Origin of the sequence: Allobosea rubneri (assembly GCF_032464875.1) — a bacterium.
GTDB classification, from domain to species: Bacteria; Pseudomonadota; Alphaproteobacteria; order Rhizobiales; family Beijerinckiaceae; genus Allobosea; species Allobosea rubneri.
This window is the reverse complement of sequence record NZ_JAWDID010000009.1, coordinates 52,959-67,265: the sequence shown is the minus strand read 5'-3', so window position 1 is coordinate 67,265 and position 14,307 is coordinate 52,959. Positions and strand designations below refer to the sequence as shown.

The window sequence follows — 14,307 nt, the reverse complement described above, 5'->3', positions numbered from 1 at the left end:
GAACGAAACGGACCTCAGGCCGGTTCCAGTATGCCGTGCTCGCCGGCATCGTTGCGGGTGAGGGCGCCCGGCGGCAGGCCGGCGAGCGCGGTGAATTCGCGGGTCATATGGGCCTGATCGGCATAGCCCGCGGCCTGCGCGATCTCGGCCCAGCTGGCGGGCCGAGGGCGCGCCGCCAGTTCGCGCGCATGCTCGAAGCGCAATATGCGGGCGATGGTCTTCGGCCCGGCCCCGGTCTCGGCCGTGAACCGCCGGGTCAGATGGCGCTCGCTCCAGCCGGTCTCGGTAGCGAGTGCGCGCATCCGGCCGCGGCCGCGCCGGGCTCCGAGCCAGGCGAGGCCGGCGGCGACTTCCGGCGAGAGGCCGCGCCCGCGCGCCAGCCTGTCGCCGATAACCTGGTCGAGCACAGCGAAGCAGTCGTTCCAGCACCGGCACGCGCGCAGGCGTGGGCCGAGCCGGCGCAGCGGGCCGAGATCGTCGAGGTCGACGATCCGGCCGGCCATGTCGCGCTGGTCGAGCTGGAAGAAGCGATAGGCGCCGGCCGGGGTGAAATCGATCTGCACGCAGGCGGCGAGGCCGGTTGAGGAAACCAGGACGGGCCGGTCGATGATGCCGGCGGCGAAGCCCTGCGGCGCTGTGCTTTCGCCGCCCGCGACGGCAAGCGTAAAGGGCGCTGCAAAATTGACGATCAGCGGGACGAGCAGCACCGGCACTTCACGGCGCAGGATCGGCTGCGCGCGGTGCTCGCGATAGCCAGTGTATCCAAGGACCGCGCCCGCAAGATCGGGCCGCGGCGCAGCTCGTACCAGTTCCCAATCCACCTGCATTGCCGGTTCCGTCTGGCTTGGCGGATACTGGCGCTTATCGGAATCGCGCTCAACGACAAAGGCAGAGCCATGCTTGCGACCGGACCGGACGAGACTGCGCCGGAACAGCCCCGAACCGCCGGGCGTGACCGGCCCGCCGACCGCCGGGCAGGAGAAGGGCATTGATGCGCCTGACGCGTTTCGAGCACCACCGCCAACCGGTGGCCCCGCTGCGGCGCTTCGCGCTGCGCATGGGCCGCGCGATGCTGCTCTGGCTGGCGCTCACCGTGGTCGGGCTCGCCATCGGCATGGTCGGCTATGCTGCCAGCGAGCAGATGAGTGTGGTCGACGCCTTCGTCAACGCGGCGATGATCCTCTCAGGCATGGGGCCGGTCACCGAGCTCAAGACCACAGGCGGCAAGCTCTTCGCCGGCTTTTATGCGATCTTCTCAGGTCTGTTTGTGGTGATCGCCACCGGCTTCGTGCTGGCGCCGGTGCTCCATCGTGTGCTCCATTCCTTCCATGTCGAGGAAGGGAAGGATGCCGATGACTGAGCCTGGCCTGCAGCCCGAGGAGAAGCCACGCGGCGCGCTGACGGTGCGCACCATCGCCATGCCGGCCGACACCAACGCCAATGGCGACATCTTCGGCGGCTGGGTGATGTCGCGCATGGACCAGGCCGGCGGCATCGCCGGGGTCGACCGGGCGCAGGGGCGCGTTGTAACGATCGCGGTCGAGGCGATGACCTTCTTCCGGCCGGTCAAGGTCGGCGACGTGCTCAGCGTGTATACAACGGTCGAGTCCGTCGGCCGGACCTCGATGAAGATCTATGTCGAGGCCTGGGCGAAGCGCTTCCGGACCACGATCCACGAGAAGGTCACGGACGCGACCTTCACCTTCGTCGCGATCGACGAGGAAGGGCGCCCGCGGCCGGTGCCGCCGCCGGCCGAAGACTGAGCCACGCCGGCCGGCTCCGCGCGGAAGGCAAGATCCAGTGCTCGCAGCGGGTGTGGCGAGGAGTCGCGCCCAAGCGCTGCGGCGCGCGATTACTCACGGTAAGATGCCGAGGCTGCCCCAATGGAGTGCCCCGGAGCCGGGCGGCGGGCAAGTCCTAAACGAAAGTAAACCGGCATCGGGGCGCATTGATTCAGAAGATTCCACTCGCTTAAACGTTCTTTAAGCGGACCTCCCCGATCTTGTCGGACAACAGGCGCCAGCCTGACCTGCAAATTGGGGAGCCAGATGGTCGATCGCCGCGACATCCTGATAGGGTTTGCCGCCAGCGCCGGGGAGCTACCCGTTCCTCCCGACCGTTTCGCGGGCGTCCCGACCAAGGCCGAGATGGCCCCAGGCACTGCCGGTCCAGTTTCCATCTGATCGTTTTGTAAAGGCCAGCCGCTCGAGGGGAGCGGCCGGCGTCTTCTTGCTGCCGCGACCGCGCGGTCATGCCTTCGGGAGTATCGAGTATGTCGAAGACAAAGAAGCCGGCGCGCCAGCCGAAGACGGCATCGCGCGTCGGCATCGCCGCGCGAATCTATGCCGCGCTCGGCGTGCTCACCGTCCTGACCGTGGTGGCCTCTGGTGTGGCCTGGCTCTCCTATGAGCGTGTCTCGGCCACGGTCGACGACATGGTCGAGCGCAAGATGCCCGTGGTCGAGCTCTCGCTCGAACTCTGGCAGGCGGCGACGACTTCGACCGCCCTGGCCTCGCGCTTCATGGAAGTGCAGACCGTGCGCGACCGCGCCGCGCTCACCGGCGAGTTCGACAAGGTCGAGGCGCGGCAGTTCGATCTGGTGCGCAAGATCGGCCAGCTCGGCAGTGTCGACAACAAGAAGGCCCAGACGGCGCTCGACACGCTCTCGCGCCACATCAACGACATCAACGACCTGACCGGCGAGCGGCTGCGCAATGTCGCGGAGGCGGAGACCGCGCTCAACAACCTGGCCAAGGCGCAGGAGAATTTCGTCAAGGCTGCCAGCGGCGAGGCGGAGCAGGCCAAGTTCGCGCTGACCTTCGGCTTCGACGATCTCGGTTCGCTGACCGGGGACGCGCTGGCCGGCGCCGTCCGGACCCTGGTCGACCGGGATTTCGTGATCTTCGAGCTGGCTCGGACCCTGCAGGCCGACGTCAACGAGCTCGTCGGCTTGCTGCGCGAGATCGCGCAGATCAACGATCAGCAGAAGCTCGGCACGGCGCGCGAGCGCTTCAACGGGGTCGCCTACAAGCTCCGGACGCTCCTGCAGGACGCCGACAAGGTCAACACCAACCAGACGCGCACGCGCACGGTGCAGGACCTGATCGCCATCGGCGAAGGCACCGAAGGTCTTATCGACATCCGCAACCGCGACATCACCACGCGGGAATCGATCGCGCGCGGGCTGAAGGAAGTCGACGACGCTGCCGAGGTGCTGCGGCGCGAGGTCGACGTGCTGGTCCAGGGCGCACGCGGTGAGGCCAAGGCTGCCAGCGCCTCGACGATCGAGACGATCGAGACCAGCAAGCTCTGGCTCGGCCTGATCGGGCTCGGCTCGCTCCTCGTCGCACTGGCGCTCTCGGTGTTCTATGTCCGCCCGATGATCGTCGGACGCCTCAACCGGCTCTGGGCCGCGACCAAGGCGATCGCCGACGGCCAGCTCGAAACCAAGGTCGAGATCCGCGGCAATGACGAGATCTCGGACATCTCGAAGAGCGTGCTGCTGTTCCGCGACAATGCGGTCGCCCTGCGGGCCGCCGAACTCGCCAAGGTCGAGGACGAGGCCCGGGCGCAGGAGCAGCGCAAGGCGATGATGGCCGAGCTCGGCCAGGCCTTCGGCGACGTCGTCGAGGCGGCGGCCCATGGCGACTTCAGCCGCCGCGTCTCGGCGAACTTCGCCGATGCCGAGCTGAACGCGCTCGCGGGCTCGGTGAACGAGCTGCTCGAGACCGTGCAGACCGGCCTTAGCGAGACCTGCGAGGTCCTGTCGGAGCTTGCCGCCGGGCGCCTGCATACCCGCGTCGAAGGCCTCTATCATGGGGCGTTCCAGGAGCTTAAGGACGGCACGAACGGCCTCGCCGGCGAGTTCGAGAGCACGCTGGCGCGGCTTTCCGAGACCGTCACCGCGGTCCGCAGCGCCACCAGCGAGATCCTCGACGGCGTCACCGATCTTGCCGAGCGCACCAGCGAAGAGAGCAACGCCGTCTCGGTGGCGACGAACCAGCTCGGCGCCTTCGCCGGCAATGTCCAGAAGACCGCCAAGGATGCGGCCGAAGCCGTCGGCATGGCCCAGAGCGCCGAGGAGCGCGCCCAGCAGGGCGAGCAGGTCGTCGCTTCGGCGCTGGAAGCGATGCAGCGCATCCGGTCCTCGTCGAGCAAGATCTCGGAGGTCATCCAGATGATCGACGAGATCGCCTTCCAGACCAACCTGCTGGCGCTGAACGCGGCGGTCGAGGCGGCCCGCGCCGGCGACAGCGGCAAGGGCTTCGCAGTCGTCGCCGCCGAGGTGCGCAGCCTCGCCAAGCGCTCGGCTGACGCCTCCAACGACGTCAAGAAGCTGGTCGACGCCGCCCATGGCGACGTCAAGGTCGGCGTCGGCCTGGTCGAGCAGAGCTCGGCGGTGTTCGGCAGCATCCTGACCTCGGTCAACGACCTCTCGGCGCTGATGAACGGCATCTCGCAGACCGCTCGCGGCCAGGCCAGCGACGTCTCGACGATCAACCGCGAGATCGACGGCATCGGCACCATGGCGCATCAGAACGCGGCGCTGGTCGAGCAGACCAATGCGGCGCTGGCGCTGACGGACGAGCAGACCCGCTCGCTGAAGGAGCATATCGCCCGCTTCAGCTTCCGCGAGGGGCATGCGGTCGAACATGAGCACGCGCGCGCCGCCTGACCGGCCGGCAACAACCTAGCCCGACATGACGGCCCTCGCCCTTGGCGGGGGCCGTTCTGCTTTGTCGCACCGTCTTGCCGGCCCGCATGCATCTCATTATCTGGAATCATTCTAAACAAGGATCGGGCCATGCTTTCTTCGCTCCTGCCGGCCGGACTCGGCGGCCGCCGTCGTTTCGACAGCCTGTCCGAGCGCGAGGTGCTGGCGCTCGCGATCTCTTCGGAGGAGGAGGACGGGCGGATCTACGCGACCTATGCGGAGACGCTGCGCCAGTCCTACCCGGCCTCCGCCGCGGTGTTCGACGGCATGGCGGCGGAGGAAGACGGGCACCGCCAGCGCCTGATCGACGAGTACCGCCGGCGCTTCGGCGATGTCGTGGTGCCGATCCGCCGCGAGCACGTCGCTGATTTCTACGTCCGCAAGCCGGTCTGGCTGGTCGAGAATCTCGGGCTCGCGCGGATCCGCGAGGAGGCGGCGGCGATGGAGCGCCAGGCCCGCGACTTCTATGTCGCGGCGGCGAGCCGCTGTAGCGATGCACAGACCAGGGCATTGCTCGGCGACCTCGCCGCGGCCGAGGCCCGCCATGAGCGCCGCGCCGGCTCGCTCGCCGACGAGCACCTCGCATCCGAGCCGAAAGCGGAGGAGGATGCGGCGGCGCACCGGCAGTTCCTGCTGACCTGGGTGCAGCCGGGCCTGGCCGGGCTGATGGACGGCTCGGTCTCGACGCTGGCGCCGATCTTCGCGACAGCCTTCGCGACCCAGAACCCGTGGACGACTTTCCTGGTCGGGCTATCGGCTTCGATCGGCGCCGGCATCTCGATGGGCTTCACGGAAGCCGCCCATGACGACGGCAAGCTCTCCGGGCGCGGCTCGCCCTGGAAACGTGGCCTTGCTTCCGGCGTGATGACGACACTCGGCGGACTCGGCCACGCCTTGCCCTATCTGATCCCGTCCTTCTGGACGGCGACGGCGATCGCGCTCGTCATCGTCTTCATCGAGCTGTGGGCGATCGTCTGGATCCAGAACCGCTATATGGAGACGCCGTTCGCCCGCGCCACCTTCCAGGTCGTGCTCGGCGGGGCGCTCGTTCTCGCCGCCGGTATCCTGATCGGCGGGGCGTGAGGCCAGCCTTGATGCTCTCGCGGGCAACCGGATCGCCAATCTGCGTCCGACAGGGCGCTTGGCCATCTAACCCGTTGCATCCGCAGCGGGGCGAATGCTAGGCCTGCCGCGGGCCGGTAGCTCAATGGTTAGAGCTCGCTGCTCATAACAGCGCCGGTGCCGGTTCGAGTCCGGCCCGGCCCACCATTCTCTCTGCAGATCAGGGCCTTCGGGCTGTCCGCAGCTGCCGTTTCCGGCGGGCGCGCTCAGTTGCCGCGAGGCGTCAGGCCGTTCAGCGCCAGCGTGACGTGCTCGCGGATGAACTCCGCCGTCAGCGGCTGGTGCCCGACGAGCAGCCGATAATAGAGCGGCGCATAGAGCATATCGAGGATGACATCGGGATCGGCCTCGCGGATCAGGCCGGCCGCGATCGCCGCATGCACGATCTCGGCGCCCTGCTGGCGCCGGGCGAGCACATAGCCCTCGCGAAAGGCCTGGGCGATCTCGGGATCGGACTGCCCTTCGGCGATGAGGGCGCGGACCATGTTGCCGATCGGGCCGTGGAATTCCTCTGCCATGCGGTGCAGCCGGTCGAAGACGCTCGTCATGTCGAGCTGCTCCGGATAGGGCAGGGCATTGCTCGCCTCGCGCAGAAAGGCCGACATGATCACGGCGGCGCGGTTCGGCCACCATTTGTAGATCGTCGCCTTGCTGACCTTGGCGCGTTGGGCGATCGCCTCCACGGTAGCGGCCTGCAGGCCCTCCGTCGCCAGCAGGTCATAGGCCGCCGCCAGCACCGCGTTCTCGGCTGCGGCGCTGCGCTTGCGGCCGCGGGTTCCGGCGGACTGCGTCATGCTCTCAGGGTCCTTTCCTACTGTCACGGCTATTTACAATACTGAACGTTTAGTTTTTAAATGGCGACAATCAAGTGCCGCCGGGCGCGCCGCACAGCTCCGGTTCCGCCGAGGCCATGCCGCGCGCCGCCGGTCGCGCGATCCACCGGCAAAGAACGCACAGCGCCCGCTCTCCGGCGGGCGTTGCTCTGCGGCCCATGCCGGTCCGCAATCATCGAGGACGGACATGACATTGGCGGCGCAAGATTCTTCCAAAGCAGGGCCGAACGAAGCCGTCGAACTGGTCATCTCCGCCTTGGCTGACCGCTTCGGCGAGCAGGTCACGCGCAACAGCGTCATCCGCGAGCAGCACGCCAACGCGACCTCCTGGCATCCGCTTGAAGTGCCCGACGCGGTCTTCTTCGCGCGCTCGACCGAAGATGTCGTCGCCGTCGTGAAGCTCTGCGCGGCGCATAAGGTGCCGCTCATCCCTTTCGGCACCGGCACCTCGCTCGAGGCCGGCGTCAATGCGCCATTCGGCGGGATTTCGCTCGACCTCAGCCAGATGAACGCGGTTGTCGCTGTTCACGAGGAGGACATGGACTGCGTCGTTCAGGCCGGCGTGACGCGCAAGGCGCTGAACGCGCATCTGCGCGCCACCGGCCTGCATTTCCCGATCGATCCCGGTGCCGACGCCTCGCTCGGCGGCATGGCTTCGACCCGCGCCTCCGGCACGACTGCCGTGCGCTACGGCACGATGAAGGACAATATCCTCGGTCTCACCGTGGTGATGCCGGACGGCACCGTCTGCAAGACGGGCACGCGGGCGCGCAAATCCTCGGCCGGCTACGACATGACGCGCCTGTTCATCGGTGCCGAAGGGACGCTGGGGGTGATCACCGAGCTCACGGTCAAGCTGCATGGCATCCCGCCGGCGGTCGTCGCGGCCGTCTGCCCCTTTCCCGATCTGGCCTCGGCCTGCAATGCAGTGATCGCCAGCATTCGCTACGGGCTGCAGCCCGGCCGCATCGAACTGGCCGATGCCTTGCAGATCCGCGCCTGCAACGCCTATTCGAAGCTCACCATGACCGAGACGCCGACGCTGTTCGTCGAATTCTTGGGCCTCGAAGCCGCGGTGCAGGAGCAGGTCGAGATCTTCGGGCAGATCGCCGGGGAATACGGCTGCCAGTCCTATGAATACGCCTCGACCCAGGATGAGCGGAACGCGCTCTGGACCGCGCGGCACGATGTCTACTGGGCCTGCCTGCAGCTGCGACCCGGCTCGAAATTCATCGCCACCGATGTCTGCGTGCCGATCTCGCGGCTGGCCGATTGCATGACCGAAACCCATGACGATATCGCGCGCAGCGGCCTCGTCGCGCCGATCGTCGGCCATGTCGGCGACGGCAATTTCCACGTCTCGATCATGGCGATGACCGAGGATGCCGAGGAAATGGCCAGGACCAAGGCCTTTATCGACCGGCTCAACCATCGCGCCATCGCCATGGACGGCACCTGCACCGGCGAGCATGGCATCGGCGAGGGCAAGCGCAGCTTTCTGCGGGACGAGCTGGGCATCACTGTCGATTACATGCGACGCCTCAAGGCGACGCTCGACCCCCATGCGATCATGAATCCGGGCAAGGTCTTCGAGGTCTGAGCCTCCTATCCGGAACCCAAAAGGAAACACCATGCTGTTTGCGATCACCTGCCTCGACAAACCGGGGGCGACCGCGCTGCGCACCGAGCTGCGGCCGAGCCATCTCGATTATCTCGCGCCGCGCCGTGAGCAGATTCTCTTCGCCGGCCCGTTCCTGGCGGAGGATGGCGCAACCTCGACCGGCAGCCTGATTGTCATCGATTGCCCGAACCGGACGGCGGCGGAGGAGTTCGCGGCTGGCGATCCCTATGCCCGCGGCGGCCTGTTCCAGAGCGTCGAGCTGCGCGCCTGGCGCAAGGTCCTCCCCGAAGGGGCCTGAGCCAAACCCAGTCAACGCAATTGGGAAAGCGACACGTTTGCTGGCCAGGAGAGGAAAAGACGATGTCCGCGCAAATTGACCAGCGTTCGATCATGGCCCGCCGCCGGCAGGACGGTGCGGCGATCGTCGTGACCGGGGCCGCAGGCGGGATCGGCGGCGGCATTGTCGAACGCCTGCTGGCCGATGGCTGGCGCGTGATCGCGACCGATCTCAGCGCCTCCCAGCTCGAACGCCTGGAAGACGGCGCGCCGGGCGATGCCCTGTCGCTCGCGGCGCTGGATGTTTCCGATTCCAAGGCGGTCGATGCGCTCGCCGCGGATCTGAAGGCGCGCGGCACGGCGGTCGCCGGATTGGTCAATGCCGCCGGGCTGCTCCAGAACATCACGCCCTTCATGGCGATGGACGAGGCTGCGCATCGCCGGATCTGGGATGTGAACTATTTCGCCGCCCTGGCCTGCACGCGCGAATTCGGCGCGGCCATCATGGCGGGCGGCGGCGGTTCGATCGTCAACATCACCTCGATCAATGAGAGCCGACCGCTGCCTCTGCATGCCTATGCTCCGACCAAGGTCGCTCTCGGCTCCTTGACTGCGTTGACCGCGGGCGAGTTCGGGCAGGCCGGACTTCGCGTCAACGCGGTCGCTCCGGGCTTCACGCTGACGCCGATCATGCGGCAGAAGATCGAATCCGGCATGCGCGACGACAGCGCCATCAAGCAGGCGACCGCGATGGGCCGGCTCGTCGAGATCGAGGAGATCGCGGCGGTCGTCGGCTTCCTGATGTCGGATGCCGCGAGTGCCGTTTCAGGCGTTTCGATTCCGGTCGATGCGGGCTGGCTTGCAACCGCGCATTGGATGAATTTCGGTTCTGCGCTGCGATAGTCGTCTCGGCCCCTCGGAACGCGCTCGCGCTGGCGCCTCGGGCATACCCCGATCCCCGATACCGACCTGCCCGGCGCGGGAACCCATCATCTTGCCTCGGGCACGGTCTTGAACCTCGCTGCCGGCCCGCGGGAAATCGGGGCTTGCCACCTCGGTTTCAGTCGATAGCTTCAAGGCAGCGGCGAGCACGGCCTGAAGGCCGGCCGACCGTTGGGGGAGCGACCGCGCGCAAAGACGCGGCGCCGAGGAAAATCGCTCGAGGGAGGAAGACCGATGTCACGCCTACCGACCTATCTGTTCTGTCTGGCCGCCACCACCATGCTGAGCCTGCCAGCAATGGCAGCGGAGATGCGTCTGATGACCGGCCCGCAAGGCGGCGTCTGGGTGCCGCTCGGCGGCCAGCTCAAGGATCTCTGGGAGAAGGCGGTTCCGGGGCTCAGCGTGCAGTCGCTGCCGGGCGCCGGTATCGCCAATGTCCGCGCCATCGAGGAAAACAAGGCGGAAGTCGGCTTCGGAAACTCGATCTCGACGGTCGACGGGCTCGCCGGCAACGCGCCTTTCCCGAAGAAGCACGAGAATATCTGCAATGTCGCTTCGCTCTATCCGCAGTATTTCCAGATGCTGGTGCCGGCGGATTCCGGGATCAAGACCGTCAAGGACCTGAAGGGCAAGGCGATCACCACCCAGCCGCGCGGCAATACCGGCGAGCTCATCACCGGGCAGCTGCTGAAGGTGCACGGGATGAGCTATAGCGACGTCAAGATCTCCTTCGTCTCCTATACGGACTCGGTCGAGCAGGTGAAGGACGGGCATGCCCAGGCCTTCTCGCTCGGCACTGCGATCCCGTCCGGCGCGGTGATGGATCTCGCCTCGGCGCGCGACATCAAGCTGCTCGACCTCTCGGCCGATCTCGACGGCATGAGGAAGCTCAACCCCGGCTATACGCTGGTGACGGTGCCGAAAGGCACCTATCCGAAGCAGGGCGACGACGTGAAGGTGATCGGCTACGCCACCCATATCGTCGCCTCGTGCAAGCTGCCGGCCGATCAGGTCTACTCCATGACCAAGGCGATCGCCGACAATGTCCCGGCGCTGGCGGCGACGAGCAAGGCGCTATCCGATCTGACGCCCAAGCTGATGGCGGAGGATGTCGGCGTGCCGTTCCACCCCGGTGCGGCCCGATTCTACAAGGAAAAGGGCATCACCGTCGCGTCGAAGTGACCGGTTCCCGACGCCTCGTGCGGACGGTTTGAAAACCTGGCGCGCCGGCAGCGCCGGCGCGTGCTTCCAGAAGCCACCGATCCCTTCGTGTCGCCTTGCGGCGTGAACCTCGTCGCCATGCGGGATCGGTCTCCGAGCCAGGATGCGCCCGTGGACATCAGCGTTCCCAAACCCGAATTCAAGTTCGAGTTCAGCCATGTCGGTATCGTCCGGCTGGTCACGGCGGTGATCGCCGTCGCCATGGCGCTCTATCATATGTGGGTGATCCTGCCGCCGGCGCTCGGCGGCCAGGGGACGCCGGAAGCGATCATCTTCCGCGGCACGCATCTCCTGTTCGCGCTGGCGCTGACCTTCCTGATCTATCGCAGGACGGGAGCCGATGCGGCGCCGTCGCCGCTCGACTATGCGCTGCTCTTGCTGGCGGTCGCGCCTATCACCTATCTGTTCTGGAACTACGACTACATCGTCAACCGGATCTACTATGTCGACGACCTCAGCCCGCTCGACATGGCGATGGCGGTCCTGCTCGTCGTCATCGTGCTCGAGGCGACGCGCCGGCTGATCGGCTGGGCGCTGCCGATCACGGCGATCGCCTTTCTCTGCTACGCGCTGTTCATCGCCAGGGTCGAGCCGATGCGGCTGCTCGACCAGCTGTTCATGACCACGGAGGGCGTCTTCGGTGCGCCGCTCGGGGTGTCCGCCGCCTATGTGATGATCTTCGTGCTGTTCGGCTCCTTCATGGAACGCACCGGCACGGGCCAGCTCTTCATGGATTTTGCGCTCTCGCTCACCGGTCATACAGCCGGCGGGCCGGGCAAGGTCTCGGTGGTCTCGTCGAGCCTGTTCGGCACCATCTCGGGCAGCGCGGTCGCGAACGTCATGGTCGACGGGCCGATCTCGATCCCGCTGATGAAGCGCACCGGCTTCAAGGCGCATTTCGCGGCCGGCGTCGAGGCGGTGGCGTCGACCGGCGGGCAGATCATGCCTCCGATCATGGGCGCGGCCGCCTTCGTCATGGCGGAGTTCCTCTCGGTCTCCTACAGCCAGGTGGTGATCTGGGCGCTGATCCCGGCAGTGCTCTACTATGTAGCCTGCTTCGCGGCGGTGCATTTCGAGGCCAAGCGCCACGGCATCCTCGGTGTGCCACGCAGCCAGCTGCCGAAACTCGGCACGACGCTGCGCCAGCGTGGCCACCTCTTCCTGCCGGTGCTGACCATTCTCGCCGTGCTCTACTCCGGCTACAGCGCGCCGCTGGCGGCTCTGGCGGGCACGCTGCTGTGCTTCCCGGTCGCGGCGCTGCGGGCCTCGACCCGCGGCAATGTCCGGATGCCCATCATCATCGATGCGATGATCGACGGCTCGCGCAATGCGCTCGCGGTGGCGCTCGCCTGCGCCTGCGCCGGCATCGTCATCGGCGTCGTCGCCCTGACCGGCGCAGGCATCGTCTTCACCCAGGCGGTGATCGGCCTGTCGCAGAACTATCTGCTGCTGGCGCTGCTGCTGACGGCCGTCGCCGGCATCGTGCTCGGCATGGGCATGCCGACGACGCCGGCCTATATCGTCATGACCTCGCTTTTGGTGCCGGCGCTGATCAAGCTGGGCGTCGCAATGCCCGCGGCGCACATGTTCGCCTTCTACTTCGCCATCCTCTCGGCGATCACGCCGCCGGTGGCGCTCGCGGTCTTCGCCGCGGCGGGGCTGGCAAAGGCCGACCTCTGGAGCAGTGGCTGGGCAGCGGTGAAGATCGGCGCTGCCGGTTTCATCGTGCCGTTCATGTTCGTCTACGAGCCGGCCCTGCTGATGATCGGCGACTGGCCGACGATTATCTGGCGCTTCGTCTCGTCCTGCATCGGCATCGCGCTGCTTGCCGCCGGTTTGCACGGCTATCTGCTGCGCCGGGCGGCCCTGTGGGAGCGGTTCGTGCTGATTGCCGCGGCGTTCTGCCTGGTGAAGCCGGACTGGGTGACGGACCTGATCGGGCTCGGCCTGGCGCTGGCGATGCTCGCCTGGCAATGGCCGGGTCGGGAGCGGGCGCAGGCCGAGCCGGGCAGCGCGACGGCCGCAGTCGAGGCGACTGCGGCCGGGCCTGACGTCGTACGATGAGGGGGGCGTCTATTTGAAGCCGATCACGACTCCGTCGGCGCCGAGCGCGAGCTGCAGGCCTTGGCGGCGGGTGTCGAGGCTGATCGTCACGCCCTTGTCGTTCTTCAGCACCATCCGCCCCTGGCCGGCCCTGCCGGCGGCCCAGCCTTCGCGCAGCTGGACATAGGCGCCAGCGAAATCCTGCCGGTTCCTGAGGCCGTAGACCCGTCCGGTGGCGGTCAGTTTCGCCGCGCCGATGCCGCCGACACCGAGCCCGCCGACGCTGATCGGATAGTTGCGGCCCTTGAAGGCAAGAGTGCCGCCGCCGACCTGACCCTGACCGATGAAGGCGACGGAGAATATCTCGATGCGGACCGAGCCGCTCGGTGGGCCGAGTGTGCGTTGCTGGGCGATGGCGGCAGGCGGGAGAAACATCAGCGCGACCGCGCCGATGCGGGCAAGGCTGTTCAGTGTCACGGGCATGCTCCCTGCTAGGCGGATGCAAGCTGAACGATAGAACCAGCCAAAGAGTTCCGCCAGCCGCGATCTCCTTGTTGTGTCATCAGATTCTTCTGAACAGTCGGCGTATTCGATGCGATGTCTTGGCCGCGCATACGGGCTGACGGAGGCCGCCATCAGAAAGAGAAATGCCCGGCCGCCGGGCCGGGCATCGCGATGTGGGCTATCGCCGGTTGTCGCTCAGATCGTCAGCTTGCCGGCCTTGGCGGCTGCATAGCGCGCGTTGACCTTGTTCCAGTCGACGACGTTCCACCAGTTCTTGAGGTATTCGGCGCGACGGTTCTGGTATTTCAGGTAATAGGCGTGCTCCCAGACGTCGTTGCCCATCAGCACCATCTGCTTGTCCATCAGCGGCGTGTCCTGGTTGGGCTTGCTGGCGAGGGCGAGCTTGCCGTCCTTGGTCACGGTGACGAAGGTCCAGCCCGAACCGAAGACGCGCAGCCCGGCCGTGTCGAAATCGGTCTTGAACTTGTCGAAGCCGCCAAGATCGCGGGTGATGGCAGCGGCGACCTCGCCGGTCGGCGCGCCGCCGGCGTTGGGGCCCATGATCTCCCAGAACATGGTGTGGTTGGCATGGCCGCCGCCGGAGTTGCGCACGGCGAGGCGGGCGGCTTCCGGCACCTTGCCGAGATCACCGAGGAGCTGCTGAAGCGGCGTCTGGGCGAGGACGCCATGGTCCTTGGCTGCGGCGTTCAGCCCGGCGACATAGGCCGCATGGTGGCGGTTGTAGTGGATGTCCATGGTGGTGGCGTCGATGTTGGGCTCGAGCGCCGCGGCCTCATAGGCGCGCTTGGGCAGCGAGAACGGGCCGGTGGGGGCAGCCGGGGCGGCTGCCTGCGCCCAGACCTTGGGGGCGATCGCCAGGCCGGCCGCGGCGGCGCCGAAGCCGAGCAGCGAGCGGCGGGAAAACGAATTGACGTTCTGCATGAGGGTCCTCCGAAAGCCGGCCGCCTGGTGCCGACTCTGCCGCTACGTTAACCTGAAAAGCCGAGCCTGGATGCAGCGATCTCGAAGCG

At 67.1% G+C, this 14,307-nt stretch carries 13 protein-coding genes and 1 tRNA gene; 10 read left to right on the top strand and 4 right to left on the bottom strand.

Annotated features, from left to right (window positions below; all coding sequences use genetic code 11):
* Positions 1-14 precede the first annotated feature (14 nt).
* Positions 15-827, bottom strand: coding sequence for an AraC family transcriptional regulator (locus tag RKE40_RS08365; RefSeq protein ID WP_316017775.1), 813 nt, complete (start codon positions 825-827; stop codon positions 15-17).
* A gap of 164 nt (positions 828-991) precedes the next feature.
* Here RKE40_RS08365 and RKE40_RS08360 point away from each other — a divergent pair, with 164 nt between their 5' ends.
* The 5 genes from RKE40_RS08360 to RKE40_RS08340 all read left to right on the top strand — a co-directional run bounded on the left by RKE40_RS08360 (position 992) and on the right by RKE40_RS08340 (position 5,983).
* On the top strand, positions 992-1,360 hold the full coding sequence (locus RKE40_RS08360; RefSeq protein WP_316017774.1) for a hypothetical protein: 369 nt from the start codon (positions 992-994) through the stop codon (positions 1,358-1,360).
* Positions 1,347-1,763: an acyl-CoA thioesterase gene (locus RKE40_RS08355; RefSeq protein WP_390893290.1), complete on the top strand. Its 417-nt coding sequence runs from the start codon at positions 1,347-1,349 to the stop codon at positions 1,761-1,763. The genes RKE40_RS08360 and RKE40_RS08355 overlap by 14 nt, the downstream gene beginning before the upstream one ends.
* A gap of 509 nt (positions 1,764-2,272) precedes the next feature.
* On the top strand, positions 2,273-4,675 hold the full coding sequence (locus RKE40_RS08350) for a methyl-accepting chemotaxis protein (protein ID WP_316017772.1): 2,403 nt from the start codon (positions 2,273-2,275) through the stop codon (positions 4,673-4,675).
* A gap of 129 nt (positions 4,676-4,804) precedes the next feature.
* Positions 4,805-5,797 carry an iron exporter MbfA gene (gene mbfA / locus RKE40_RS08345; protein ID WP_316017771.1) on the top strand — a complete coding sequence of 331 codons (993 nt, stop codon included), beginning with the start codon at positions 4,805-4,807 and terminating at the stop codon, positions 5,795-5,797.
* 110 nt (positions 5,798-5,907) lie between these two features.
* Positions 5,908-5,983 (top strand) — tRNA-Ile (locus RKE40_RS08340).
* 59 nt (positions 5,984-6,042) lie between these two features.
* Here RKE40_RS08340 and RKE40_RS08335 read toward each other — a convergent pair.
* Positions 6,043-6,630 (bottom strand): TetR/AcrR family transcriptional regulator, encoded by a 588-nt coding sequence (locus tag RKE40_RS08335; protein ID WP_316017770.1) that lies wholly within the window; start codon positions 6,628-6,630, stop codon positions 6,043-6,045.
* A 226-nt stretch (positions 6,631-6,856) separates the two neighbouring features.
* Here RKE40_RS08335 and RKE40_RS08330 point away from each other — a divergent pair, with 226 nt between their 5' ends.
* The 5 genes from RKE40_RS08330 to RKE40_RS08310 all read left to right on the top strand — a co-directional run bounded on the left by RKE40_RS08330 (position 6,857) and on the right by RKE40_RS08310 (position 12,793).
* Positions 6,857-8,269, top strand: a complete 1,413-nt coding sequence (locus tag RKE40_RS08330; RefSeq protein WP_316017769.1) for an FAD-binding oxidoreductase — start codon at positions 6,857-6,859, stop codon at positions 8,267-8,269.
* 31 nt (positions 8,270-8,300) lie between these two features.
* Entirely contained in the window at positions 8,301-8,588 is a 288-nt protein-coding gene (locus RKE40_RS08325) for a YciI family protein (protein WP_316017768.1), read from the top strand.
* Between the two features lie 62 nt (positions 8,589-8,650).
* Positions 8,651-9,469: an SDR family NAD(P)-dependent oxidoreductase gene (locus RKE40_RS08320; RefSeq protein ID WP_316017767.1), complete on the top strand. Its 819-nt coding sequence runs from the start codon at positions 8,651-8,653 to the stop codon at positions 9,467-9,469.
* Between the two features lie 273 nt (positions 9,470-9,742).
* Positions 9,743-10,690, top strand: a complete 948-nt coding sequence (locus RKE40_RS08315) for a TAXI family TRAP transporter solute-binding subunit (protein ID WP_316017766.1) — start codon at positions 9,743-9,745, stop codon at positions 10,688-10,690.
* 150 nt (positions 10,691-10,840) lie between these two features.
* Entirely contained in the window at positions 10,841-12,793 is a 1,953-nt protein-coding gene (locus RKE40_RS08310; protein ID WP_316017765.1) for a TRAP transporter permease, read from the top strand.
* Positions 12,794-12,802: 9 nt separating this feature from the next.
* Here the strand turns inward: RKE40_RS08310 and RKE40_RS08305 are convergent, their stop codons facing one another.
* Together RKE40_RS08305 and RKE40_RS08300 are read right to left on the bottom strand one after the other, a co-directional pair.
* On the bottom strand, positions 12,803-13,249 hold the full coding sequence (locus tag RKE40_RS08305) for a hypothetical protein (protein WP_316017764.1): 447 nt from the start codon (positions 13,247-13,249) through the stop codon (positions 12,803-12,805).
* A 222-nt stretch (positions 13,250-13,471) separates the two neighbouring features.
* The gene (locus tag RKE40_RS08300) at positions 13,472-14,218 is read right to left on the bottom strand and encodes a superoxide dismutase (protein WP_316017763.1); all 747 of its coding nucleotides are present in this window, start codon (positions 14,216-14,218) and stop codon (positions 13,472-13,474) included.
* Positions 14,219-14,307: the final 89 nt, after the last annotated feature.